Annotated in this window: 20 protein-coding genes; 9 read left to right on the forward strand and 11 right to left on the reverse strand. The window is 66.1% G+C overall.

Features of this window, described 5'->3' with window-relative positions:
• The first annotated feature begins 27 nt into the window (after positions 1 to 27).
• Positions 28 to 978, forward strand: coding sequence for a polyphosphate kinase 2 (gene ppk2 / locus CFB34_RS09845; RefSeq protein WP_089442659.1), 951 nt, complete (start codon positions 28 to 30; stop codon positions 976 to 978).
• A gap of 55 nt (positions 979 to 1033) precedes the next feature.
• Here ppk2 and CFB34_RS09850 read toward each other — a convergent pair whose 3' ends face one another.
• The 3 genes from CFB34_RS09850 to CFB34_RS09860 form a co-directional block, all read right to left on the reverse strand.
• On the reverse strand, positions 1034 to 1324 hold the full coding sequence (locus CFB34_RS09850) for an H-NS histone family protein (RefSeq protein WP_089442658.1): 291 nt from the start codon (positions 1322 to 1324) through the stop codon (positions 1034 to 1036).
• A 266-nt stretch (positions 1325 to 1590) separates the two neighbouring features.
• Positions 1591 to 2178 carry a YigZ family protein gene (locus CFB34_RS09855; RefSeq protein WP_089442657.1) on the reverse strand — a complete coding sequence of 196 codons (588 nt, stop codon included), beginning with the start codon at positions 2176 to 2178 and terminating at the stop codon, positions 1591 to 1593.
• A 255-nt stretch (positions 2179 to 2433) separates the two neighbouring features.
• A complete protein-coding gene (locus tag CFB34_RS09860) occupies positions 2434 to 3291 on the reverse strand; it encodes a LysR family transcriptional regulator (RefSeq protein ID WP_089442760.1) in 858 nt (285 codons plus the stop codon).
• Between the two features lie 127 nt (positions 3292 to 3418).
• Between CFB34_RS09860 and CFB34_RS09865 the strand changes: the two genes are divergently transcribed.
• Positions 3419 to 3997 carry a DUF4865 family protein gene (locus CFB34_RS09865; protein ID WP_179243724.1) on the forward strand — a complete coding sequence of 193 codons (579 nt, stop codon included), beginning with the start codon at positions 3419 to 3421 and terminating at the stop codon, positions 3995 to 3997.
• Positions 3997 to 4167: a hypothetical protein gene (locus tag CFB34_RS09870; RefSeq protein WP_179243725.1), complete on the forward strand. Its 171-nt coding sequence runs from the start codon at positions 3997 to 3999 to the stop codon at positions 4165 to 4167. Before CFB34_RS09865 ends, CFB34_RS09870 begins: the two co-directional genes overlap by 1 nt.
• Before the next feature lie 76 nt (positions 4168 to 4243).
• On the opposite strand, the gene CFB34_RS09875 is transcribed toward CFB34_RS09870, so the two are convergent.
• Positions 4244 to 6445, reverse strand: a complete 2202-nt coding sequence (locus CFB34_RS09875) for a glycoside hydrolase family 3 C-terminal domain-containing protein (RefSeq protein WP_089442655.1) — start codon at positions 6443 to 6445, stop codon at positions 4244 to 4246.
• A gap of 475 nt (positions 6446 to 6920) precedes the next feature.
• A complete protein-coding gene (locus CFB34_RS09880; protein ID WP_089442654.1) occupies positions 6921 to 8180 on the reverse strand; it encodes an oligosaccharide flippase family protein in 1260 nt (419 codons plus the stop codon).
• 578 nt (positions 8181 to 8758) lie between these two features.
• Between CFB34_RS09880 and CFB34_RS09885 the strand changes: the two genes are divergently transcribed.
• Entirely contained in the window at positions 8759 to 10615 is a 1857-nt protein-coding gene (locus CFB34_RS09885; protein WP_089442653.1) for an alpha/beta hydrolase, read from the forward strand.
• Between the two features lie 169 nt (positions 10616 to 10784).
• Here CFB34_RS09885 and CFB34_RS09890 read toward each other — a convergent pair whose 3' ends face one another.
• Positions 10785 to 11204 (reverse strand): hypothetical protein, encoded by a 420-nt coding sequence (locus tag CFB34_RS09890; protein ID WP_089442652.1) that lies wholly within the window; start codon positions 11202 to 11204, stop codon positions 10785 to 10787.
• Positions 11205 to 11332: 128 nt separating this feature from the next.
• Between CFB34_RS09890 and CFB34_RS09895 the strand changes: the two genes are divergently transcribed.
• The 4 genes from CFB34_RS09895 (at position 11333) to CFB34_RS09910 (ending at position 17494) form a co-directional block, all read left to right on the forward strand.
• The gene (locus CFB34_RS09895) at positions 11333 to 12559 is read left to right on the forward strand and encodes a polysaccharide biosynthesis/export family protein (RefSeq protein ID WP_089442651.1); all 1227 of its coding nucleotides are present in this window, start codon (positions 11333 to 11335) and stop codon (positions 12557 to 12559) included.
• A gap of 59 nt (positions 12560 to 12618) precedes the next feature.
• Positions 12619 to 14892, forward strand: a complete 2274-nt coding sequence (locus tag CFB34_RS09900) for a polysaccharide biosynthesis tyrosine autokinase (protein WP_089442650.1) — start codon at positions 12619 to 12621, stop codon at positions 14890 to 14892.
• Positions 14893 to 14921: 29 nt separating this feature from the next.
• Positions 14922 to 16238, forward strand: coding sequence for an oligosaccharide repeat unit polymerase (locus tag CFB34_RS09905; protein ID WP_242808641.1), 1317 nt, complete (start codon positions 14922 to 14924; stop codon positions 16236 to 16238).
• 86 nt (positions 16239 to 16324) lie between these two features.
• Entirely contained in the window at positions 16325 to 17494 is a 1170-nt protein-coding gene (locus CFB34_RS09910; RefSeq protein ID WP_089442648.1) for an acyltransferase, read from the forward strand.
• A gap of 58 nt (positions 17495 to 17552) precedes the next feature.
• On the opposite strand, the gene CFB34_RS09915 is transcribed toward CFB34_RS09910, so the two are convergent.
• From CFB34_RS09915 to CFB34_RS09925, 3 genes are all read right to left on the reverse strand, one after another.
• Entirely contained in the window at positions 17553 to 18632 is a 1080-nt protein-coding gene (locus CFB34_RS09915) for a glycosyltransferase family 1 protein (protein ID WP_089442647.1), read from the reverse strand.
• 27 nt (positions 18633 to 18659) lie between these two features.
• Complete coding sequence (locus CFB34_RS09920) at positions 18660 to 19808, reverse strand: glycosyltransferase (RefSeq protein WP_089442646.1); 1149 nt, start codon at positions 19806 to 19808, stop codon at positions 18660 to 18662.
• Between the two features lie 439 nt (positions 19809 to 20247).
• Positions 20248 to 21297: a glycosyltransferase family A protein gene (locus tag CFB34_RS09925; RefSeq protein ID WP_089442759.1), complete on the reverse strand. Its 1050-nt coding sequence runs from the start codon at positions 21295 to 21297 to the stop codon at positions 20248 to 20250.
• Positions 21298 to 21652: 355 nt separating this feature from the next.
• On the opposite strand from CFB34_RS09925, the gene CFB34_RS09930 reads away from it, so the two are divergent.
• Positions 21653 to 22945, forward strand: a complete 1293-nt coding sequence (locus tag CFB34_RS09930) for a right-handed parallel beta-helix repeat-containing protein (RefSeq protein ID WP_089442645.1) — start codon at positions 21653 to 21655, stop codon at positions 22943 to 22945.
• Positions 22946 to 23059: 114 nt separating this feature from the next.
• On the opposite strand, the gene CFB34_RS09935 is transcribed toward CFB34_RS09930, so the two are convergent.
• Positions 23060 to 24634, reverse strand: a complete 1575-nt coding sequence (locus CFB34_RS09935) for a mannose-1-phosphate guanylyltransferase/mannose-6-phosphate isomerase (RefSeq protein ID WP_089442644.1) — start codon at positions 24632 to 24634, stop codon at positions 23060 to 23062.
• Positions 24631 to 25209: a drug:proton antiporter gene (locus CFB34_RS09940; RefSeq protein WP_089442758.1), complete on the reverse strand. Its 579-nt coding sequence runs from the start codon at positions 25207 to 25209 to the stop codon at positions 24631 to 24633. Before CFB34_RS09940 ends, CFB34_RS09935 begins: the two co-directional genes overlap by 4 nt.
• Positions 25210 to 26079: the final 870 nt, after the last annotated feature.

Consider the following 26079-nt stretch of genomic DNA (forward strand, 5'->3'; position numbering starts at 1 on the left):
GCTGCGTCAATGATGGAAGGAGGCCCCATGGGCGACAACGATACCCGTACCGAGACCGACGACCGCACCGATATGGAGTCGATGGAGGCGCGCCAGCGCCGCTTCGAGGAAGATCTGGTCGACGCCTACGACGAAGAGCTCGAGATGGAGCTCGACGATCGCCGCTTCGACGACAGCGACGACCTGCTGTTTTCGCAGGAGCGCCGCGAGGCGCGCAAGCAATATTTCCGCGAACTGTTCCGCCTGCAGGGCGAACTCGTGAAGCTGCAGGACTGGGTCGTGAGCACGGGGCACCGGCTCGTCGTCATTTTCGAGGGGCGCGACGCGGCCGGCAAGGGCGGGGCGATCAAGCGCATCACGCAGCGGCTGAACCCGCGCGTCTGCCGCGTGGCGGCGCTGCCGGCGCCGAACAACCGCGAACGCACGCAATGGTATTTCCAGCGCTATGTCGCGCATCTGCCGGCCGGCGGCGAGATCGTGCTGTTCGACCGCAGCTGGTACAACCGCGCGGGCGTCGAGCGCGTGATGAACTTCTGTACCGACGAGGAATACGAGGAGTTTTTCCGTTCGGTGCCCGAATTCGAGAAGATGCTCGTGCGTAGCGGGATCCAGATCGTCAAGTACTGGTTCTCGATCACCGATCACGAGCAGGAGGTGCGTTTCCAGAGCCGGATCGAGGATCCGCTCAAGCAGTGGAAGCTGAGCCCGATGGATCTCGAGAGCCGCCGCCGCTGGGAAGCCTATACGGCCGCGAAGGAAGAGATGCTGCTGCGTACGCACATTCCGGAGGCGCCGTGGTGGGTCGTGCAGGCCGTCGACAAGAAGCGCGCGCGGCTGAACTGCATTCACCACCTGCTGCAGCAGGTGCCGTATCACGAGGTGCCGCACGCGCCGATCGACCTGCCGCCGCGCGAGCATCACGAGGATTACATCCGTCGACCGGTGCCGGACAACATGATCGTGCCGGACACTTACTGAGCGGCCGGCGCGGATTCGATGCGACGAAGGGACGCGCCGCGCCACGCGGCGCGCATTACTCCCGGATCAGAAACGCGGTGCGGTCGCGCCCGACGATCCATGTGGGCGCACGGCCGCGGCCGCTCCATGTCGCGCCGGTTGCCGGGTCGCGATACTTCGCGCCGACGGTGAACAGCTTCGCCCGATCGCTGTAACCCTGCCCGAAGATTTCCCGCGCGGTCAGCGCGTAGCTCGTGACGAGTTCGCGTACCTGCGCCAGCACCTCATTGCGTTCGCGGCTCCGCGCCGCCTTGATGCGCCGATCGAGTTCCGCAAGCTGGGCTTGCAGTGTCTGCACTTGATGCATGCGTCCGTTATCCCGTAGCTGAATTTTGATTATTGGCGACGCGTGACGAACCGCACGTCGGCACACCCGGCCCTGGCGTGCCGACTCGGCCGGTGGCGGTTGCGTGCTGCCTGTGCCGGCCTGCGGATAAAACGTATGCGGCGCGAGTCGCCGGGAACCCGGTGAGATTAAGTGGCGGCGTGCGGTTTTTCTATCGGACGTATCTGATTTTTCGGCGGAATTTTCAGGCGGCGGGGTGACGGGGCGGGGACGATAGCGGCCGCTCGTTACAGATCGGGAAAGCCCGATCGCCCTTGCGTCAGGTCGAACAACTCGGTCCGCGCGTGCGCGTCGGCGGTTTCGGGCAGCTTGATCACGAGCTTGACCGTCATCCCGTACGCGCTGTCCACCAGTTCATAACCCGCCTGTTCGATCCAGCGGCGCACGCGCGCCTCCTCGGGATAACCGATCTCGATGGCGAGCCGCGTGTAGCGGATGCGCTCGACGCGCTCGGCATCGAGCAGCGCCGACGCGATTGCATCGGTGTACGCGCGCACCAGCCCGCCCGCGCCGAGCTTCACGCCGCCGTAGTAACGCACGACCGCACCGAGCACACCGTCGAGATCGTGATGGCGCAGCACTTCCAGGATCGGCCGGCCCGCCGTGCCGGACGGCTCGCCGTCGTCCGACATCCCCGATTGGCCGCCCGCCAGCAATGCCCAGCACACGTGCGTGGCGGCTGGATGCTCGTCGCGCAGGCGTTGCAGCGCCTGCATTGCCGCGTCGCGGTCGTCGACGGGAATCGCGTACGCGATGAAGCGGCTCTTGCGGATCTCGAGTTCGCGGATGTAGGTGGTGGCGAGCGAGTACATCATGCGTCGCGACGGGGAAAGGGTAGGGAAATCAAGGTGATGATGGCGTGTCGGTTCTTTGGGAGGGCGGCCCGCGCAGGCAGGGGGCCCCTGCATGGGCGCGATGAAGACGGAATTTTACCGTGGCGCGCGTCGAAGCCTTTCGATGCCGTCACGGCCTGATCCGGGTGAGGTGCCGGATACCGAATGGAAAAGTGCCACTGTGCATGGTGCGGCAGCGGCCGTTCCGATTTTTTCTCCGATGGTTCAAGCACGCCATCACCGCGCGCCGACCGACGACCGCAGCGCCGCGCCCAGCGTGCGCAGCGCCTGCCGGGCTCGCGCATCGGTCAGGTTCGAGTAGAGCACCACGTCGCGCGCCGGCAACGGCGGCAGCCCGTATCGCGCGCCCACGTCGACCGTCCCGACGGGCGCCACGCGATGCCCGAGCGCGGCGACGGCCAGCCCCGCGGACACTGCCGCGCCGATCGTCGCCACGCCGCCGCCGACGAACACTTCAGTCCACGCGACACCGGCTTCGTCCAGCGCGCCGATCGCCATCTGGCGCACGCTGCACGGCTCGGCCTGCGTCGCAAGCCGCAGCGGTTGCGGCGGATGGTAGTCGAAATCGGTCGCGGCCATCCAGCCGAACGATTCCGACAGCAGGGTTTCCCCGTCGAGCCGCCGGCTGTCGTGCTGGAGCGCGACGGCGGCATCGAGCTGGCCGCGATCGAACGCATCGAGCACGTCGCGCGACGCGGCGACCCGGATCTCCAGCACGAGCCCCGGTTCCGCTTCGCTCATGCGCCGCAGCAGCATCGGCAGATCGGCGCCGACGACATGATGGCTCACGCCGATCACCAGCCGCCGCTGGCCGGCGCCGAACGCGCCGACCGCACCCTGGTGAGCCGCTACGAGCTCGCGCGCGGGTTCCAGGAACGCGGTGCCGTCGGCCGACAGGCGAACCTGCCGCGGCGTGCGTTCCAGCAAACGGCGGCCGAGGCCGTCTTCAAGTCGCTTGATCTTCAGGCTCACCGCGGACTGCGTCGTGTCCATCGCGTCGGCGGCCCGCGTGAAGCTCTTGAGGTCGGCGGTCAGCACGAACGCCTGCACGGCTTCGATGTCGAGCGTTTTCATCACGCATTCATCCATTAAGAAAATGAATCATTGAAATATTCTGCCATCGTCTTTTCAAATGATTCAAGGTCTTCTACGCTGTTCTCGAGCCGTCCGGAATCTCCCTTGTCAATCCCAGGAGTCGATCATGCTGACCGCGTACTACGTGCACCGCCTGCCGGCGGACTACGACCTCGACATCATCCGTAACCGCGTGCGCGAGCGCGGCCGGCTCTGGGACGACACGCCGGATCTCGTGTTCAAGGCGTTTCTGCTGCGCGAGGCAGGCCGCCACGGTGCGACGGAAAACAGCTATGCATCGCTTTATCTGTGGCGCAATGAACAGGCGTTCGCCGGGTTCGTTACGGATGGCCGCTACCGGGTCGTGACGGACAGTTTCGGACGCGCGCCGATCGACGTGCAGGTCGCGCTCGATGCGCGCAAGGGCAGCGCGTCGACGGGGCGCTTCGTGCGGCTGGAAGCCATCGATATTCCGGCGGACGCCGACCTCGATGCGACACTGGCACAGGAGGTCGAGCGCAATCGCGACGTGGCGGCGCGGCAGGGTACGGTTGCGGCCGCCGTCAGCCTCGATCCGTTGCGCTGGCGGCTGACGCGCGTGCTCGTATCGGAGCAGGCGCCGGACGACGGCGGCGCGGGCACGGTGTATCAGGTTTTGCATCTGGCCCGGCCGTTGCTCGATACGCTCGAAGGGAGTGGGGTGTGATGGCCGGCGCTGCGTTCCGATCGCGGGCCGGGCCTGCGGGTGAGGACTGCGGCCCGGCATCCGCGCGATTGCCTGCCGGCCTGGTGGTCGTCGCGCATCTCGCCGGGTTGGCGGTGGGGATCGCCGCGATTGCCGCGCTCGCGACGGTGCTGGCGCTGTTGTTCCGGTAAGGTGCGCGTTTGCGGATGAGTGAATACGGAAGCGCCGCGCACGACGCACGCGGCGCTTCCGTCGGGTGATGACCGCTCAGTGCCCCTGCAACCGGATATCCCGCGACGATGCACCGACGTACACCGTCCCGCCCGGCACCACGCGCCAGCCGTTACGCGACGTATCCCACACGCTCTGCATCCGCGGCGACACGGTCACGCGCACACGCCGCGCCTCGCCCGGATTCAGCCGGATCTTCTCCCAGCCGACCAGCCGCTTCGGCGGTTCGTCCTTGTACGGCACGCCGAGATAGACCTGCGGCGTTTCCGCGCCGGCGACGCGCCCGTCGTTACGCACCGTGAACGCGACGCTCAGCGACCCGTCCCATTGCTTCGACACCGACAGCCCCGAATACGCGAAGTGCGTGTACGACAGCCCGTAGCCGAACTCGAACATCGGCTTGATGTTGTGCGCGTCATACCAGCGATAGCCCATGTTCAGCTTTTCCGCATAGACGGGATCGTTGTCGAATGCACCGTTTTGCCCCCAGGTCGGCGAATCCTGGTCGCGTGCGGGGAACGTGACAGGCAGCTTGCCGGACGGATTGACCGCACCGAACAGCACGTTCGCGATCGCCTTGCCGCCGGCTTCGCCCGGATACCACGCCTCGACGATCGCGGAGACCTGGTCCTTCCACGGCATCAGCACCGGGTTGCCGCTCTGGACCACGACGATCGTGTGCGGATTGGCGCGGGCGACGGCTTCGACGAGCGCATCCTGGTTCGACGGGTTTGCGAGGCTCAGGCTCTGGAGATCACCGAAATCCTCGCCGGCCGGCTGCGCGACCACGACGATCGCGACGTCCGAGCGGCCCGCGAGCGCGGCGGCCTGGTCGATCTCCTGCTGCGTGTACGCGCGGAACGGCGACTGCTGGTCGCTGTTGCCGGCATACGTGACCTGCGCGGCCGGTGCGAGCGCGCGGATCGCCGCGACGATCGGCACGTCGACCTTTAGCCACGGATTGCGCCACCAGCTGCATCCCGTCGATGACCCGAACGTCAGGCCGCCGCACCCCGCGAACGATCCCGATACGGGGTCGCGCGTGTTGCCCGAGCCGCCGCCCGACAGCACGGCCGCATCGGCATGGCCGCCGATCACGGCGATACGCGACAGTGCCGACGCGGCGAGCGGCAACTGGTTGCCGTCGTTCTTCAGCAGAACGATCGACTGCTCGGAAGCGGATTGCGCGAACCGGTTGCCGGCCGCGAAATCGATCGTGCCGCCGCCTTTGGCCGGATCGTCCATCACGCCGACGCGGATCATCACGGCGAGCTTGCGGCGCACCATGTCGTCGAGGCGCGCGGTCGACACCGAGCCGTTCGCGATCGCCTGCTTGACCGCCGCCGGCGTCAGGTACACGCTCGGCCCGACGTCTTCTTCCTCGTCGAGCCCCGCGTTGATCGCGGCGGCGGTGCTGTGCGTCGCGCCCCAGTCGGACTGCACCTGGCCCTGGAAGCCCCATTCGTTCTTCAGCACGTCGTTCAGCAGATGGGGGTTCTCGCACGCATAGGTGCCGTTCAGGCGGTTGTAGCTGCACATCACGCTGCCGGGCCGCCCGCGCTTCGCGGCGATCTCGAACGGCAGCAGGTAAAGCTCGCGCAGCGTGCGTTCGTCGATCTGCGTGTTGCCGCCCATCCGGCCGTGCTCCTGCTCGTTGCCCGCGTAGTGCTTGATGGTCGCGATGACTTTCTGCCGCTGCGTGGCGAGCGTACGTTCGGCGAGCAGGTCGCCGGCCAGCAGCGGATCCTCGCCGAGGTATTCGAACAGACGGCCGCCGCGCGGTTCGCGCGCGAGGTTGGTGCCGCCGCCGAGGCCCATGCCGAATCCTTGCGCGCGCAACTGGATCGCGACCTGCTTGCCGAAGTCGTACGACAGGCGGCGATCCCAGCTCGCGGCGACGGCGATCGTCGCGGGGAACGTCGTGCTGGCCTGCGACGTGCTGCCGGAACCCGTCGCCGAATCGACCATGTTCAGGTCGGGAATGCCGAGGCGCGGCACCCCCTGGATGTAGCCGGCGCCGCCACCCGGCACCTTTGACATTTCGTATTGGGAATGAATGAATTGAAGTTTTTCGTCGAGCGTCATCTTGCGCACGAGCAGGTCAGCGCGCCGAGCCGCCGCGGCCGACGCGAATGCATCGGTCGCGTCGGCCTGCGCGTTGAAATCGGCGTCGCCCGCGTAGGCGGTGGTGCAGAGGGTCGCTGCCAGCACGACGGCCGGCCAGAGTGTGTCCCGCATGTTGCTCTCCATGATCGTATTGCCGGTTGTTCGGATGATGTCTGGAGCTGCGCACGTCCGGTGGATTCGCACCGGACGCAATTGGCCGGCAATGCGGGGTGGTTGCGCGTCGGCATGCCGGGCCAGGCGGGGAATCGTTACGGCCGGTTGGGCCCGATCGAACATCGAGGACGGCGACGCGGACCGCCCGCCGCCGCCGAATCGGATGTAGCGATTCTCTGCAGCGACCAATCGTACAAATGTAGTTTGACTACAGCATCGGTGTTTCTACCGATACGTGTGATCTTTATTTCGTAGGGGCGCGCAGCGGGGCGGAAAGACGGTCATCGTTCCCGATCGAGCGTGCGCGGAGGAGTAAGAAGTACCCGTGTGCGAGCGTGCGGAGGCGGCGGGCAATCAGGAAGCGTGTGGTCGCACGGTATGGTTCGTTGCGCGTGCATCGAACGGAACACCGTCCGATGCCGGCCACCTCGCGCTAGCCGCGTCGCGCGACCGGACTGCCGGGAAGCGGAATCCCGGCGCGATAGACGACGGTGGCGAGTGCCGCGGCGACCGCCGCCTCGGCCGTCAGCACGGCGGCGGCTGCGCCCAGCTCGGCGAAGTACTTGGCGAGCACGGGTACCAGCACGATGTTCAGAACGCCCGATGACATCAGGATGCGCGTGAATGCGGACTTCATCCCGAGCGGCAGCATCGTCTGCACACCGAACAGGTCGGTCATGCCGGCCATGAACGGAATGAAGGCCATCCAGCGCAGCACCTGGACCGTCGGTTCGTACGAAGGGCCATACAGGATGCGCACGGCGAGCGGCGCGCCGAAGAAGATCACGAGCGAGATGCCGAGCACCATCGCAACCTGCACGACGAACAGCTTGCGCAGGAACGAGAACGCATCGTTGCGCGCGTGCCGCATCAGGTAGTTGATGCGCGGATAGGTGGCGGCCTTCAGCGGTTGCAGCATGCTGAGCGCCGCGCGGATCAGCTTGTCGCCGGCGGCGAAGTAGCCTGCCGCGACGTTGCCCGATACGAAGCCGAGCAGTACGGTGTTGGTCGACGCATAGAACGCGATGGACGTCGACGCGAGGAACACCTGCCAGCCGCCTTTCAGCGATTCCGCGATGTCGGAGAACTCCACACGAATGAAGTCGATTTCACGCTGCGCATAAAGGTAGACGGCCAGCACGATCGCGGACAGCGTCGGGACGGCTGCGTTGACGATCATTGCGCGGTCGATGTCCGCCGGGCTGTGCACGAGCGCGAACATCGCGGGCAGGCTCAGGATGCGGCCGATGAACAGGATCACGCTCAGCGCGCGCAGTTTCTCCATGCCCTGAAAATACCAGCCCGGCGTAAACGCCACGCCGGCCACCATGCCGAAACCGATCAGCAGCAGATCGCGGTCCTCGCCGAAGCGCTTGAACAGGAAAGTCAGCGCGACCAGCACGATGAAGCAGATGATGGCGATGCCGATCTGGGCGTACAACGTCGCCCAGAAGATACGGGAGCGCTCGGCGCGGTCGTCGCGGGCGAGCGCGATGCGCGGCGTGGCGGTCAGGTCGAAGCTGTAGCTCGTGCAGTTGGTCAGGTAGGCGATGACCGCGAGCGAGAACGCGAGTTGGCCGTAGCCTTCAGGCCCCAGTGCGTGCGTCAGCAGCGGTGCGATCATCAGCGGCACCGCGTACATCGAAATCTGCAACGTCAGCAGCAGCAGGAAGTTCTTCTTGAGGTTAGACATTCGCTCGGTCGGCGCCGTGGGTGTCGCGGTGCGGCGGCATGGGGCCGCGATGCGTGTGTGCATCCGGTCGGCGCTGACCCGGGTGCATGGGTGGGTGGCGCGTCCGGCGTCGCCGGGCACGGCCACATCATCGTATGGCGGCCATGATACCGGCGGCACGCGACGACTGTGTTCGCGAGCCTACCGTTCGCGGATGCCGTGCGCACGGCATGCGTGGATCCCGACACCGCGCACGCCGTCGCGCGTCGTCTCGTCGTATCGCGACAGTGATGAATCCATTTGTAAGCTGGCGCACCGAAGGACGCTCGAACCGGGTGCTTTAATCGAGCGCACAGTTTTGGCTCACGCCGCACGGGTTCTCGGCGCAAACCGTGACGGCGTGCCGGGCACGCAACATCACCTCCCGCGGGCATGCGGGCGGGGTAACGAACGAAACAGGGCGGGCCGCGCAGGGGCGCGGCTGGGGGCGCCGCCGTGTGTTCGTCGAGCAGTCGCACGATCGTGGAATCGCTCATTTCGGTGGAGCCGCCGGAACACGCGTCCGCGTCCGATAAAAATACCGATCCGAGGAGTACCGATTGAAGCCGATTACGTTCGGCAGCTGCGTGGGGTGGCTGCACGAGGGACAGACGACACAAGGGGTGGTCCTGTGCGAAGCATTGGGCCACGAGGCATCGTGGACACACAAGCTCATGCGGGCGATCGCCGAACGCCTTGCCAGCGACGGCGTCACGGTGCTGCGGTTCAACTATCCGTGCAGTGGTGACTCCGCGGGCGACGATCTCGATGCCGGTCGCTATGCCGCGTGCATCGACAGCATTCACGATGCGATCGACATGCTGCGCGACCAGGTCGGTGTCGCGTCGCTGACGCTCGTCGGAATCCGTGCGGGCGCGCTGTTCGCGATGCTGGCCGCCGCGGGCAACGGCCAGCGTCCGTTGCCGCGCGTCGACGCATTGGCGGCGCTCGCGCCCGTCGTGCGTGGGCGCGCGTATCTCCGCGAGATGTCGTTCGTGCATCGCCAGTGGCTCGACATCACGTCGCCGGCCATTCGTGCCGCACATCGCGACGAACCGTGCATGAACGTTCTCGGGCACCGCTTTCCCGACGATTTCGTCGATGCGCTGAAGGCGGTCGATCTGTGCGACGTCGTGCGCGATGCAGCGGCGTTGCCCGGTGCGGTGCTGCTGATCGATCCCGATCAGGGGGACGGCCCTGCGTTGCGCGATGCACTGCTCGCGCGCGGCGTCGATGTGGCCGCCGATTCGTTCCGCGAATGGTCGACGACGATGCTGGACGGTACGCGCTCGCGCCTGCCGCTCGACGCGATCGACACGCTCGCGAACTGGATCGCCGAACGGGCGCCGCGCGCGGCGACAGGCATCGACCCCGCGCGGTCGCTGGATCCGGCATGGAACGGCGAGTCGGCTGTCGCGCTCGACATGACGGACATGACCGAGCAGGTCGTCGCGGTAGGGCCGGACCGGGTGGTCGGCGTGCTGTGCCGTCCCGCGGATACGGGGCCGGCAAATCCCGTCGCTCCGGCACTCGTGATCGCGAACACGTCGACGAATCCGCGCAGCGGAGAAGGGCGCTTCAGCGTGCGCCTCGCGCGCACGCTCGCACGCGCCGGCGTGACGACGCTGAGGATCGACGTGCATGGCGTGGGCGACAGCGGGGCTGCCGCGCCCGACGACCAGGCGCCGGTCGTGTATGCACCGCAGTCGAGCGACGACGTGGCGGCCGCCGCGGACTGGCTGCGTGCACTCGGCTACCCGGAGGTGATCGCAACCGGCATCTGTTCGGGCGCCTATGCAGCATTGCATGCGGCCGTGAAGACGCCGTCGCTCGGCGGCGTGATCGCGATCAACCTGGCGCGTTTCGTGTGGCCGGCCGGGCTCTCGCTGGAGGCGGTGCAGAAGCAGCGGAACAATTCGGTGCGCGGCTACTGGCTATCGGTGCGCGACTGGAAAAAGTGGAAGGGCCTCGTGCGCGAACGGCGCGATTTGCGGCCGATCGTGGGGGCCGTCGCCGCCAATGCGATCGCGCGGATCAGCGTGCCGATGAAAGAGGCCGCCGCACGCTTCGGCTGGAAGCCGCGCGCCGGCACGCCACGCGGCGTGATGCACGTGCTGGCGCAACGCAATGTCCGGACGACGCTGGTGTACGGCGCGCTCGATCCCGGCATCGACGACGTGCGGCGCCACTTCGGGGCGATCGAGCGCGCGTTCAGGCACTCGCGTCACGTGCAACTGCATCTCGAGCCGCAGGTCGATCACGCGGTGTACGGCGCGGTCGGCACGGACATCGTGATCGGGCTTTGCATGCAGGCACTCGGCCGTGATTCGGCGAGGCCGGTCGTGCGCGTCTCCGATCCTGCCACGCTCGAAGCGGCCGCAGGATCGTACGGGAGCGTGTCGGTCGGCAGGCCGTGACGTGCGCTGTGCCGCATGCGTCGCATGCAGTGGCGCATCGGGGTGCGATCGCGCTCGCGTATGAAGATGGGCGTTCGGTGGGGTTGCTCACAGACGCGCCGTTTGCCGTGGTGTCCAATCCCTTATCGCTGCATGCGCGGTCATGCCGAGGCATGACCGGCCGGGTGCTTCAGTCCGGATCGGCTGGCGCGTCAAAGGGTGATTTCGCGTAGGGCGATGCGTACAACGTGCCACTGCCCCATACGTCGTCGGCCGGTGTACTGGCCACCTGCGCGCGATGCGGGCGCGCCGGGACGAGCGGCCGGCGCAACGTGCTGTGGGCGCGCGGGTCGGGCTGAACGGCGGCGCTCGCGGCGGGACGCGTGAGCGCGGGCGCGGCAGTCGCGGACGCGGGCGTGGCAGGTTCGGCGGCCGCGCGTGCGACCGCCGCTTGCGCCGAACGTTGTGGCGGCACCAGGCCCGGTAGCGTCGACGACGCAAAGGACGGGGTGTCGGCGGGGCTGCTGGACAGCGTCTGCGCACCGGCGGCACAGACGAAGCCGGCCGACACGATGCAGACGAACGACGAAAGCGATGAAGAGAAGTTCATGACGAATCGTATGGAGTGACGTGCGGTGAAGAGGGCGGTGCGGCGATGCAATGCGAGCCGCGCTGGGCAAGCGTAATGCCGGAATTCGCCGCGTTCGGCGGGTTACCGCACAGTTTTGGAAGGACATCATGTCAATCACCACGCAACCGGAATCGACGCTCGGCACGCCTGGGTCAAGCCGGGCCGTCGCCCGTCGCGCATCGTGGCAGTCGCGCCTGGCGATCGCGGCCGCCGCGTGCGCACTGAGCGCATGTGCGCTGTCGCCCGGCATGACTTATCACCCGCCGGCCGAGCGCGACGCGAATGCGCGCGTGAGCGCCGACGCATCGGGATCGGGCGGCCTCGACGGCGTGCAGAACGTGTCGAGCGAGGATCTGATCGAGATCACGCCGGCCTTCGTCGCGCAGCACCATGCGGGGCGGCCGGCCAACGTCGATGCGGAAATCCGCCAGCTGTTCGGCAAGCCGGTGCCATACACGATCGGCCCTGGCGATGTGCTGGGCATCGTCGTCTGGGACCACCCCGAGTTGAACCTGCCGACGACGCAGACGGTCGGTGGCGGCGACGGGGTCGGCGCCAGCTCGGTCGCGACGGGCTACACGGTCGATGCGAACGGCAACGTGCAGTTCGCTTACGCGGGCCTGGTTCACGTGGCCGGGTTGACCGAGGCACAGGCAGGCGCGCTGCTGATGAAGCGGCTCGGCGAATACGTGCGCAAGCCGCAGCTCTCGCTGCGCGTGCAGAGCTACCGCAGCAAGCGCGTCTATCTCGACGGCGAGGTGCGCACGCCGGGTCTGCAGATCGTCAACGACATGCCGATGACGCTGCCCGAGGCGATCGACCGTGCGGGCGGTTTCACCCCGACGGCAGACCGCTCGCAGGTTTCGGTGACGCGCGGCGACAAGACCGTGAACGTGAGCCTGCCCGCATTGATCTCGGCGGGGGTGAATCCGTCGAACATCCTGTTGCGCGACGGCGATCTCGTGCGCGTGCGCGCGGCGAGCGACGCGAAGGTGTTCGTGCTCGGCGAGGTGTCGCGACCCGCGACGCTGACATTGACCGACGGCCGGATGAGCCTCGGCGAGGCGCTCGGTGATACGGGCGGCGTGAGTCAGTACACGTCCGACGCGCGCCAGGTGTTCGTCGTGCGCCGTGGCCCGGACAACCGTCCGCGGGTGTACCACCTCGACGGCAGCTCGCCGGCGTCGTTCGCGCTTGCCGACCAGTTTCCGCTCGAGCGGCGCGACGTCGTGTTCGTCGATGCGTCGTCGCTCGTGCGCTGGAGCCGCGTCGTGAACCTGCTGATTCCATCGTCCGCGCAAGGTGCGCTGACGGCGAAAGCCATTTCGCCGTGATATTCGCGGCGGATTTTGTGACCGCGACGGTGCGTCGCGCCATACGGGACTGAGGCTGTATGAATACTTCGACCCTGCCTGACTCGCACAGCGGGCGCATTCCGCGGCCGTCCCATTCGGTACGCCGCTACTGGGGCGTGCTGTATGGCGGCCGGCGCCTGATCCTTTGCACGGCGCTTGCGGGCGCGATTGCCGGAGGCCTGTATGCGCTGTGCGCGGCCCCGGTCTACCGCTCCGACATCCTGTTCCAGGTCGAGCAAAGCCAGACCGACTCGAAGCAGACGTCGCCGCCTGGCGATCCATCGTCGGTGTTCGATCTGAAGACGGATGCATCGACGGAGATCGAGGTGCTGAAATCCCGCGCGGTGCTCGATCGTGCGATCGACAGCACCAACCTCGCGCTCGACGCCCGACCGCATTACCTGCCGCTGATCGGCTGGCGATTCGTGAATGCCGCCGACGGGTTGTCGTCGCCGTTGCCGGGCGGATACGTGTACGGCACCGAGCGCATCGACGTGCCGACCTTTGACGTGCCGAAACGACTGCTTGGCAAGCGCTTCGCGTTGACCGTCGGCGATGACGGCGCCTATACGCTGCAGCGCACCGGCCTCTTCGGCCGGAAAGGGCCGATGTGGCAGGGCCGTATCGGCCAGCCGTTGCACGTCGAGACGCCGGAGGGCGCGATCGACGTGTTCGTGCGCGGCGTGGCCGGCAAGCCCGGTGCACGCTTCGACCTGACGCGTTATAGCGACGAGGAGGCATCCACGTGGCTGCAGAAGAACGCGCTGATCTCGGAGCGCGGCAAGCAGTCGAACATGGTTGGCGTGACGCTCGACGGCACCGATCCCGTGCAGGACAGCCGCGTGCTGAACGCGATCGGCGACGCGTATCTGGCGCAGAACACGCAACGCAAGTCCGAGGCGGCCGACAAGCTGATCCGCTATATGGACGGCCAGTTGCCGCAGTTGAAGGCCCAACTGGAGGCGGCGGAAAACCGCTTCAATGCATTCCGTGCATCGCACGGGACGGTCAATACGAGCGACGAAGCGCTGGCATTGCGGCAACAGGCGGTCGACATCGAGACGCGTGTACAGACGCTGCAGCAGCGGCGTGAGGAACTGATGACGCGCTTCATGCCGAAGCATCCGGCGGTTGCGGCCGTCGATGCGCAGCTCGCCGATGCGCAGCGTTCGCTCGACACGACGCGCAAGCAGATCCAGCAACTGCCGACCGTGGAGCAGGGCGTGCTGCAGCTGCAGCGCGACGTGGCCGTGGATACCGCGCTGTACACGAACCTGCTCAATACGCGCCAGCAGATGGTGCTCGCGCGTGCCAGCAAGACCGGCACCGTGCGGATCGTCGATACGGCGAAGATCGCCGAGCAGCCGATCGGTCCGCATCGCGGGGTTGCGGTGGTCGGTCTCCTGATGGTGGGCCTGCTGGCTGGCGCGGCGATCGTGATCGCCCGGCAGCGTGTCGTCGGCACGATCGGCGACGCGGAAGAAATCGAATGGGCGACGGGGCTGCCGGTGTTCGCGACCGTCCCGCACAGCGCGATCGCGGCGGCAGCGGAACTGCGGTCCAAGGCCGGCCGGCCCGGTCCGCGCACATCGATTGCGCCGGTCGGCGCGCAGGACGCCGCGCTCGAAAGCCTGCGCGGTCTGCGCGCGTCGCTGCAATTGGCGATGCCGGCCGCGTCGAATCCGGTCGTGCTGATCTCCGGGCCGACGACGGGCGTCGGCAAGTCGTTCGTCGCTGCGAATATCGCGTCGCTCGCCGGTGCCGCGAAACGGCGGGTCCTGCTGATCGACGCCGATCTGCGCAAGGGTTCGCTGCACGACCGGTTCCGCTATAGCCGCGCGCCGGGTCTGTCGGACGTGGTGGCGGGCACCCATGCGCTCGACGAGGCAATCAAGCGCGGCGTCACACCGGGCCTCGATTTCATCGCGATGGGCAGCGTCGTTCCCGATCCGGGCGAACTGCTGCTGCAGCCCGCGTTCGCCGAATTGATCGGGCAGCTCGCGTCGCGCTACGACATGGTGGTGCTCGACGGCCCGCCGCTGCTGCCGGTCGCCGATGCGCTGGTGCTGGGGCGTCTGGCGGGCACGGTGTTCCTCGTCGCGCGTAGCGGCGTGACGACGCTGACGGAGCTCGACGAAAGCGCGCGACGGCTCGAGCACGCGCATATCGATGTGCGCGGCGTGATCCTGAACGATTACCAGGGCGCGCCGGGTCGGTACGACTACGGCTATACGGATACGAATACGCATCAGGCCGCGTCCGGATACGCCGGAGCGATGGCGCAGCGGCAAAGCGTGGAGCGCGCGTCGTGAGCGGGCGAGCGGGCAACACGGGGGGCGGGCTGCGGGAGCGGCCGGTAACACGGCGCAGAGCGGCAAGCAGGAGCGATCACGCCGGCGGTTATACGGGCTATTGGTGGGAAGATCCGGCGCGGCTCGTGCTGATGTTCATCCTGCCGCTGTATGGCCTGCTTTCGCTGAGCCTGCTCGGTGACCAGAAATCGATTGCACGGATCTATTTCGACGGCTACTACGCGTTTGTCGGCGCGTTGTTCCTGATCGCGCTGACCGCGGCGGCGTGGCTCGCGACGACCGAGGTTCGGACGCGGCGCGGGCCGCCTCCCGCCGCAGTGGCGTTGTCTCCCCGCGTGCTCGATTTCGTCTTCGCGCTCGCGCTGTTCGGTTATGCGCTGTTGCTGAGCGGCATCCTGTTGCATCCGGCGCTGCTGATCGCGTTCGTGCGAGGCGAAGCGAATGCATATGACATGCTTGAACTGAAAGGGCGCATCACGGGCCTCAGCACGTTCACGCAGGCCACGGCACCGTTTGTCGTGCTGTATTTCTATGTGTTCAGGACACCGGTAAAGGGCCTGAATCGCTACAAGATCTATTTCGCCGTGCTCGCGGTGCTGACGCTGCTGCGCAGCTTCATCTTCGCGGAACGGCTTGCACTGATCGAGATGGTGATGCCGCTTGCGCTCATGGTCGTGCGGTTCCGGCTCGGCGGACGGTATGCTCGTCTGCTGACGCTCGGTCCTTATGCGGCGATTCCGTTGCTGTTCGGCCTGTTCATCGCGAACGAGTACAACCGGTCGTGGGAAGCCTATTACGTCAACATCTACGACAACCTGTTCGATTTTGCCCTCGAGCGTCTGGGCCTGTATTACTCGACTGCATTGAACAACGGCGCAGGAATCGTGAGTGTGCTGGGCTGGAACCAGGGCCACCCGATGTTCACGTTCGACTGGCTGCTGCGCTTCCCCGTCATCGGCGCAACGTTGCAGCCGTGGCTCGACTCGAGCGACAGCATCAACCTGTTCCTGAACAGCTACGCCGACCCCGAGTTCAACAATCCGTCAGGAATTTTCGTCCACTTCTACGAGTGGGGATGGTTCGGTTTGCTCGATGCGATCGTGCTCGGCTGGGCGGTTGGCCGAAGCTATGCGGGCTGGCGGACCGGAAACGGGTTCTGGTGCTGCATCCACGCGGTGCTGTTCGTCTCGGTCATGGAAATCATGCGAACGCCGAACTTGTTCAGCGGGCGGAATTTCGTGCCGGTCGTCCTGTTGATCGTCGTATTCCGCTGGTTTGCCAGGGCACCGGCACGTGTCGCGTCCGAAACTCGCGCCACACGCATCGAACCCCTGTTGTCGCGATAGAAGCGATGGTCGCGCGCGACGGGGCATGCCGCGCCGATTCGACATCATCGAGTCGCTTGATCATTTTTCGGTTGCCGCTACCGTCCATGGCTACACATAAACAGAAATTCGAAACGCTGGACGGATTGCGCGGCATCGCGGCCATCAGCGTGATGTTCATGCATTTCCTCGAGGATCTGCCGATTCCGATACTGCAGAGCGCCTATCTTTCGGTAGACGTATTTTTCATGCTGAGCGGATTCATCCTCACGTACTCTTACGGCGAACGACTGCTTCAGGGAGCGTGGCAAGGCGCGTATCTGAAGCGACGCGTGATTCGTCTGTATCCGATGATAGGCATCGGGATGACGATAGGGCTGGTGAGTCTCGTCGTCATGCGAATTCAATCGTCGGCGGCGTTTTCGTTGGGCAACCTGGCGGCAGCCGCCGGGCAGAATTATTTTTTCGTTCCGTATTTCGGCCGTTTCCTGGTATCCGGATTTGCCGGCGCCGCGGGTCACGGCTTGCCGGCGGTAGACGATCCCGGCGCGTTTCCGCTGAATCCTCCGGCGTGGTCACTGTTCTTCGAGCTGGTGGCGAGCGTCGCGCTGATCGCCGCAATCAGGATGAGCGAGCGGCGCCTGCTGAGGCTGGCATACGCGTGCTTCGGTGCTTTCGTCGTGTACGGCGTGCTCGTGGGCCTCGACAACGGCAAGGTCTCGATCATCCTCAATCAGGGTTGGTCGGCCGACAATTTCATGGGCGGATTCTTCCGGGTCGGCTACGGGTTCCTCCTGGGCGTGGCAATCGGAAAGATGTACGAGGCGAATCTCCCGGCGAAGCCGCATTGGTTCATCGCCAGGCTCGTCAAGAACGACTACATGCTGTTTGTCGCCTTCGCGCTGGTCATTGCGTTTCCGACGTCGATCAAGGGAACGTATTCGGCGGCGATCCTGCTGTTCGTCGCCCCCGCGTTGGTCTATCGCGGTGCGACGCTCGCGCCGAGCGGCAAGACGATTGCACGGATCAGCGCGTTCCTCGGCTGGATCTCGTATCCGCTTTACTGTGTGCACTATCCGGTCGGCAGGCTGGTGTTCGCGTATGCGCCGCAGGCCGAGAGCCACATTGTCAGAACGGCGATGCTTGCCGCGTTGCTGTCGATGGCGGCCGCCGCTGTCCTCGCGAAATTCGTCGAGGAACCGATCCGGTCGTATCTGGGCACGCGCTTGTTTGCCAATGGTCGGATCGCGAACGGCAGCGCGATCAGCGCAGGATAAGCAGTACGGCCGGCCGGGCACGCCGGCGTCCGTTGCAGCGCCGGCGTGCGATGAAACGCTACAGCCCCTCGAAGATCTCCGTCATCATCTCGGCGCTTCGGCGCCAGCGATATTTCTCCGCGTGCAGGCTTCCCTTGCGTTTGAGCTCGGCCCTGAGCTCGGCCGAATCGAGCAGGGTCCGCAATTGCCGTGCGATGTCGTCCTGGGAATACGGATCGCAGTACAGGGCCGCATCGGCACAGACTTCCGGCAGCGCGGCCGATTTGCCGACGACCGCCGGACAGCCGCAGCGCATCGCCTCGAGAGGCGGTATGCCGAAGCCTTCGTAGATCGACGGATAAAGGAAGCATGCCGCGTTCTGATACAGCGCCTTCAATTGCTCGTCGCTGATGTAGCCGACGTACTTGATGTTCGGTTCGGCGGCCGACAGTGGATCCTGCTTGCCGAATACGGTGGTGTTCTGCATGCCGACGATGACGAGATCGACCGACGGATCGTCGATCTGCCGGAAAGCCGCGATCAGCCGCGCGAAGTTCTTGGTCGGATTCATGCTGCTGACCGCGAGCACGAAGCGGCCGGGCGTCAGCGCATGCTTGTCGAGCACGCTCGTGTCCGCTTCCAGCGCATCGAGGTGATCCGCACCGAGCGGCACGACGCTGATCTTCTCCGCGGGCACGCCGCAGTGATGCGCGAGGCGATCCCGTGAGAAATAGGAGTTGGTCAGCACGCAGACGGAGGTGCGCGCGAGGATCCAGAACATGATCCGGTACCACACGCGAAACGGGCGTGAGAAATGTGCGGGCGTGTCGAACACCGCCGCATCGTGCATGTAGATGATCTGGTTGCCGATGAAAACGGATGCCGAATTGCTGAGATTGACGATGCGGCCTCGGCGAGCGAACAACGGGAGCACCAACTGCTCCCAGACCACGCCCTTGTAAAAGCCGACCTTGACCGTCCTGGCGCCGCTGACTTCGACGCCGGGCTGCGGAGGCACCAGCACGGTCACCGGATCCTGCGGTTGAAACTTGATCAATGCGGCGATCAGCTCGCGCGCGACACGCTGCACCCCGGTCGTCTTCTGCGTGGTGAAACGGCCGTTATAGACGAGTTGCTTCGGTTTATTGAAAGTGATCATGTCAACAAGAAGATATCGAAATCGGAATCAGGCTTTGACGTGATCCGGTGCGACCGGCTTGAAGTCGCGCGTGTCGACACGCGGCTCCTCGGTATCCAGTCCGTAAAGCGCATTCCACTGCCGGAAAATCGCGTTCATCGAAAACCGCTGAATCGCCCGTTTTCGCGCTGCCGCGCCCATTTGCTCGCGAAGCTGCCGGTCGTCGCGCAGCGTCGTCAGATACGCGGCCATCTCGGCGGCGTTCGACGCGACGTAGCCGGTCACGCCGTGAATCACCACGTCGCGATTGCCCACGACGTCCGTCACCACGGCGGGTATGCCGGCGACCTGCGCTTCGATCAGCGCGACCGGCATGCCTTCCCAGCGGGAAGTCTGGACGTAGATGTCCAGTTCCGAGGTCAGCGCGAGCGCACGTGCGCGGGGTATCCAGCCGCTGCAGACGACGGCTCCGCGCTGGCCGGGATCCGGAATCTCGGCCGCGTTGCCGCCGATCCAGAGAAACTCGACGTCCGTGTCGTGCAGCATGTCGGCGAGTCGCACGAATGCGTGATGATTCTTCTGGTACGACGCCCGACCGCTCATCCCGATGACGACTTTGCGGTCGTCGCGCATTCGACGCGGCGGGATCTCCGCCACATCGACACCGTTTTCCACCAGGACCGTCGATTTTGCCCGGACCTTTCCCCTGATCTCGGCGAGCTCGCTGCCCGAGCACGCGACGATGGTGCCGCCGATGTGCGCCGCGATGCGTTCGAAGCTCAGATAGGCGTACTGCTTCATGCGCGACACGTCGCGACGCAGGAACGAGAGTCCGTGCGGCGAGTAGAGCACCTTCGCGTTCGGAGTGGCGATCCGGGCGGCGATTCGCCCCAGCACGCCGGCCTTCGACGAGTGCAGGTGAATCGCGGTCGGCTTGCAGTCGCGCAGGTGCCGGACCAGCGCACGCACGCTGCGTAGATCCTGTTTGACGCTCACCTCGCGCGCCATGTCGACGTACACGAGCTTCACGCCGGGCAGGAACAGCGTCGAAAAATCGGTCGGGGTTTCCGATCGGATCGAGTGCAGAACCGTCACGTCGACGCCGGTCGCTGCGGCATGGTTGGCGAGATGGGTCAGCATCGAAAGCACGCCGCCACCGAATGCTTCGGCGATATGAACGATCTTTTGTTGGGTCATCTGTGGGTCCAGCGATTCGCTCGCAGATTCATCGCACGTCGTGACGATGAGTCGCCTGCGAATCTTGCGGTCTCGATATCCGGTTCGTGAAGCTATGCATTCCTGATTGATAAATGCATCGCAGTCGCGGCCATTGGATCCTGCTGTCACAGTCACGGGTTGGCGCCGACGAGGCAGCGTGATGGTTTCCGCCGCTGGAAGGTCGAGTCGACGTTGCCGCAGGAGCGCCGGACACGATGAAGCGCGAGGAATCCATGCCGCGTCATACGTGCGGGCGCGACGCCTCCGAACATCGAAACCGGCGTTCGACTACGACGGCTGGAGCCGGGACAACGACGAAGTCCGGTCAGTGCGCGTGAATCCACTGGTCCGAATCATTGTGCAGCGCATGCGCGACCCACTGGGTGCGATGGCTTACCGAATGCGCGATTCGGCGACGCTATCGCGCGTCGGCGTGACGGCCGGATGACTTGCGCACGCGTGCGAGCGGATTGGAGATATAGCGAATCGCGCGGTTGCTGAGCGTTGCCGACGGCAGCAAGCATGCGAGCGACAGCCCGGCTACGGCCGCTTTCTTGGCAACGCCCCAGAACGGGTTGCGCAGCACGGTTTGCCAGTAGCGTCCGGATTCGCACAGGAACCAGCGCCAGCGCCGCACGAGCGGGGCGTGATAGAGCGTGCTGGCGAAGCGGGCCTTCTCGATCGCGAAGTCGAGCGGCGCGATCGGCAATGCTTCGTGCAGCCGCGTGGCGGCGAGCATGCGCAGCGTCGCCCACCGGCGTTCGGCTTTCAGCGCGCCCGTCGCGGCGTCTTCCGAATTGGTGAGCGCAAGCGCCGGCGTGTCGGCGGACGGGCGCGTCCCCGGCTGCTGGTGGACGCGATAGCCGCCGAGCGTTGCATCGATCATGTGCACGGCGCCGAGCAACGCGATACCGTAGATCGCGTAGAAATCCGCACCATGAAGATTGTCCGGGGTGACCGGCACCGGAAAGATGCGCTTGAGCGCATCGACCCGATACGCGTTGCCCGAGGCGGGCGGCGACGGGTACAGCCAGCCTGCGCGCAACAGGCGACCGCAATCGGTGTCGACGGCCGACTGCGGTACGCTGGCCCCGGTCACCGCACCGTCCCGCGCGATCACGTCGAGCCGGAAATGCACCTTCACGAAGTCGCCGGATGCGAACGCGGCCAGCACGCGGGCCGCCGCGTCGGCATAGAGCAGGTCGTCGGCGTCGAGCAGGATCACGTAACGCGTCGTGAGATGCTCGATCGCGCGGTTGTATGCGGCGACCTGACCGCGATTCTCCTGGAACACCGCCGTCACGCGCTCGCCGTACGAGCGAATGATGTCGCGCGAATCGTCGGTGGAACCGTCGTCGACGACCAGCACGCGGATGCCGGGCGCGCTTTGTGCGAGCGCCGAATCGATCGCTTCGCGCAGGTACGCGCCGTGGTTGTAGTTGCAGATTGCGATGGTCAGGGTGGTCATGAACGGATTCTGGACGAGCGACGTGCGGACGATCCGGGTGCCCGGCGCGCAGGGTGCGGTGCCCCGGAGCACGGTTGCGTCGCATGGCGGCCATGATACGCATCGTCGATCGGCATTCGGTTCGCGAGCCTACCGTTCCGCGATCCGCTTCAGCGAAAGCGCGATGAAGCGTCAACGGCAAGCCGGATACCCGATACGCCGCGCAGGCAGGATGTATTGGTCTGTTGACGCACTGAAGCGCGGCGGGTTCGAATGGTCCAATCGATGGTATCGTCGGAGGACAACTCGGTCGGCATGCAGCGATTCGGATGCGCGGGCCGGCACGTTCGAAGTCATTCCAGGGAGTCGACTCGATATGCGTAGATCACGTGGCACGTTTCTCGCGCGCGCAGCGCTCGCCGCCATGTGCGCGGCAGGCGGGCTGGCGTGGCCGGGCGGTGCCGCGGCGGCATCCGGCACGTCCGCGCCCGGTGCGCCTCATGCGACTGTACCGGATGCGGTCGTTCGTCCCGCTGCGGACGCGGCCGATCAGGCCGACATGCTGCAACGTGCGCTGGACGCGTTGCAGCCGGGCCAGCGACTGGTGTTCGCGCCGGGCCGGTATGTGGTCGGCCGGTCGCTGGTCGTGCGGCAGCGGCATGTGGTGTTGTCGGGCTACGGCGCGACGCTGATCGCGACCACCCCCGGCGACCAGACGATCGAGATGAGCGGGGACGGTACGACGCTCGTCGGCTTCCGGCTCACCGGAACCGGAACGACCCGCCTCACGACGCCGGAGTCGTCGAAGGTCGAGGTGACGGGGCGCGGTGTGCAGGTGCTCGACAACGTCATCGACGGCGGCGCGGGAGGCGGGATCTTCGTGTTCGGCGGCGCGGACGTCGCGATCGTCGGCAACGAGGTGCTGTCGACGCTGGCGGACGGTATCCATATGACGCACGGCTCGCGCAACGTGCTGGTGCAGGGCAACGTCGTGCGCGGCACCGGCGACGACATGATCGCCGTGGTGAGTTATCAGGCGGAAGGCGTGCTGACGCGCAACGTGCTGATTACCGGCAACTCGCTGGAGGGCAATCCGTGGGGGCGCGGCATCACGGTGGTCGGCGGTGCGGAGGTCACGATCTCGAACAACGTCGTGCGCAACGTACAGGTGAGCTCCGGCATTCTGGTCGCCCAGGAAGACAGCAATCGCACCGCCGGCTCGTCCGACGTCCGCATCGAGGGTAATTCGATCGCGGATATCCAGACGGCGACGGATCGGGCCGATGCTCGCCCGGTCACGCAGCAGGCGGCGATCGAGGTCAGCACGTGGTCGGGTTCGGTGTCGCGCGTGACCGTGATCGGCAATCGCGTGTCGCATGCGCGATTCGACGGCATTCGCCTGTGGGGAAACGTGTCGGGCGTGCGGCTCGCGGACAATCAACTGTCGGGGATCGGCGGAATGCCGGTCCGGATCGACCCTGCGCACGATTGCGCGGCCGGCCGGCAGGTGGGGGCATCGGGACAGCAGGCGAAGGGCACGCCATGTGCGGGCGCCGCGCTTCAGCCGCTGTCGGCGGCAGGCGACGCGATCGGCGCGGATACGTCGGTGTTGCCGCGCGTGCGCGAGTCCCTCAGGCGGCCGCGCTGGCCGCAAGGCGGCCTCCACTGATCATGCGTTGCGTGGGCCGCCGGCCGGCGGCGCCAGGCGACGAACAGGCGGCCGCCCGTTGTTCGCGCGGCGGCGGGTGTTGGCTTCACACATGCCGTCGCGAACCGCACGCACTTACCGGATGACGTCGCGTTCCGCGGCTTCCTCGTCCGGTTCGCGCGAGGGGAGCGACGGGTGCGGCTGCGCGGTCCCGACGACCGCCCGCCCGTACTGATCCTCGAACCGCACGATGTCGTCCTCGCCGAGATAGTTGCCCGATTGAACCTCGATGATTTCGAGCGGAATCCGGCCGGGATTCTCGAGCCGATGCACTTCGCCGACGGCGATGTAGGTCGATTCGTTCTCGCACAGCAGGAACGTCTCGGTGCCGCGCGTCACCTTCGCGGTGCCGCGCACGACGATCCAGTGCTCGGCGCGGTGATAGTGCATCTGCAGCGACAGCTGCTTGCCGGGTTCGACCACAATCCGCTTCACCTGGAAGCGCTCGCCGAGATCGATCGAATCGTAATGGCCCCACGGCCGCTGCACCTTGCGGTGCTCGCTCGCCTGCGGGCGCCGGTCGCTCTTCAGGCGCGCGACGATATTCTTCACGCGCTGCACGTCGTGCTTGTTCGCGACCAGCACCGCATCGGCCGTCTCGATCACGACGACGTCCTTCATCCCGACGCACGCGACGAGGCGGCCTTCCGAACGCACGAGGCTGTCCTGCGTGTCCTCGAAGACGATCGAGCCGCGCGCGACGTTGCCGTGATCGTCCTTCGGCATGATTTCCCAGATCGCGTCCCACGTGCCGACGTCCGACCAGCCGGCCGCGAGCGGCACCACAATGCCTTCGATGCCGAGTTCGGTGTGTTCCGCGAGGCGCTCCATCACCGCATAGTCGATCGAATCCGATGGGCACGCATCGAAGGCGGCCGCATCGATCCGGAAGAACGGATCGTCGGCGACGCCCGCGCGCCACGCGCTGTCGCAGGCGGCATGGATGTCCGGCGCGAGTGCGCCGATCGCTTTCAGCCAGACCGATGCGCGCGTGACGAAGATTCCGCTGTTCCACCAGTAATCGCCCGATTGCAGGTAGCGCTCGGCGAGTGTCGCATCGGGTTTTTCGACGAAGCGTCCGATCGCGTAGCCGCCGTGGCTGCCGTGGCGGCCCGAGCGTGGCTCGCCGACCTGGATGTAGCCGTAGCCCGTCTCCGCGCGACGCGGCAGCACGCCAAGCGTGACGATCGCGCCTTCCTGCGCATAACGCGCCGCGCGTGCGACCGCGTCCTGGAACGCGGCGACATCCGCGATCACGTGATCGGCCGGCATCACGGCGAGGACAGGATCGTTCGCGAGCGCGTTCGCATCGAGCGCGGCCAGCGTCAGCGCGGGCGCCGTGTTGCGCGCCGTGGGCTCCAGCAGGATGCGGGCGGGCGCCGAGCGGCCGTGTACCTGCTCGGCGCTCATGAAGCGATGTTGTTCGCCGCATACGAGTAGCAGCGTGTCGCCGAGCGACGCGTTCGCGATGCCGTTCAGGCGGCGCGCCGTCGCCGACAGCGGCGACTCGTTCGAGACCAGCTCGATCAGCTGCTTCGGATACTGCTCGCGCGACAGCGGCCACAGCCGCGTGCCGGAACCGCCGGCGAGAATCACCGGCAGGATATTCGGCAGATCGGGTTCGGGAACCGGGTGAAGGGCGCGGGTCATCGGTTCGCTCCGGTATCGGCGGGCAGCCGGGTGTGAGGGCGGCCGTCGGCGCGCGCATCGTCGTCGCGCGAGAACGAAACGGCGCGCGACAACAGGTGACGCAGCGCACCGGCCGTACGGTCGGCCGGCCGGATCAGGCCGACGAACGGCGCCCCTTGTTCGAGATACGGACCGTAAGCCTTGCGGAATCCGAACCGTTTGTAGAACGCCTGACGCGGCGCGGGGACGTGCATGCGCACCGCGGTGTCCGGCCATGCGGCCTGCGCGGCGGTGAGTGCGCGCCCGATCAAACGCTCGAGCGTCTCGTCATCGCGGCAGCTTTCGCTCGTCAGCACCTTGTCGATCATGATGTCCGGATCGATGTCGTCGCCGGGCAGGATGCGCGCGTAGGCCGCGACTTCCGTCGTGTCGCCGTCGCTCGCGCTCGCATAGACGTGCAGCGCGCCCGCGTCCTTGCCGTCGATGTCGAGATGCGTGTGGGCGTCTTCGACCACCAGCACGGCGTTGCGCGCGCGCAGGATTGCATAGAGATCGACGGCGCTCAGATGTTCGAATTCACAACAATGCCATTCCATGATGCTGTCCTCGCGTGATGCCTTCGGCATGCCGCGCTGCACGGACGCGATCGTTCCGTACGGCGTGGCGATCTTCATCATCCGGATGTGCGCTGCGGCGGTCTGTTCGAAAGCGTACTCACGCTCCGGATTCGCAAGTCCGGCGCGCGCGATGGAGCGGTGTGCGCGACAGGCGAGCGTCGCAATGTGCGACAGCACACATCGTCGGGGCCGCTGCCTTTTCATAATTGATTCATCGTGGCGGGCTGCAATGAAGCGCGACTGGCCAGCATCGCACGCGAACGAGCCAGCGGGGCGCGGGACCGAGGCTTGCGCTTGCCGACGACGGGCCGCTCGCGTACCGCATCGTCGGCACGCTGCCGACCGCATGCACGGCCGACGCGACCTGCCGTTGGGCCTGCATCCGGTCGAGCCGCGGGGGGCCGGTCGCGTGGGAATGGCCATCATGCTGCGCCGCGAGACGCGCGTGCCGGCCCCGCGAATTTCAAATTCGTCGACGGCGATTCGCGAAAAGCGCCGGCGTGGCGCGATGCCGTTGACTACGGCGTGATTACGACGTGTAACGGCGGGACGGCCTTCGCGCCGGCGCAATGGGATGGGGTTATCCGGGGGCGCGCGCGATTATGTGGTGAGAGGGAAACGGTGCCGCCGCTTTGACGAGATTTCGACGGAAATTGCGGGTAATCGACGGTATCAATCTTGCGGAAAAGTAGTATTTGCCACTGATTGACGGGAAAGGTCATAGATAATCAAATCTCAGTGTTCAAAAAGGGGGCGGTGCGGAACGGCCTGCGCCGTAACGGCTTGATTCAGGTTTATCTTTTGCTAAGGAAACGCTGATTTATTCGGCTCGGCGGTCATCGCAGACGT

The organism is Burkholderia sp. HI4860 (assembly GCF_002223045.2).
GTDB lineage: Bacteria > Pseudomonadota > Gammaproteobacteria > Burkholderiales > Burkholderiaceae > Burkholderia.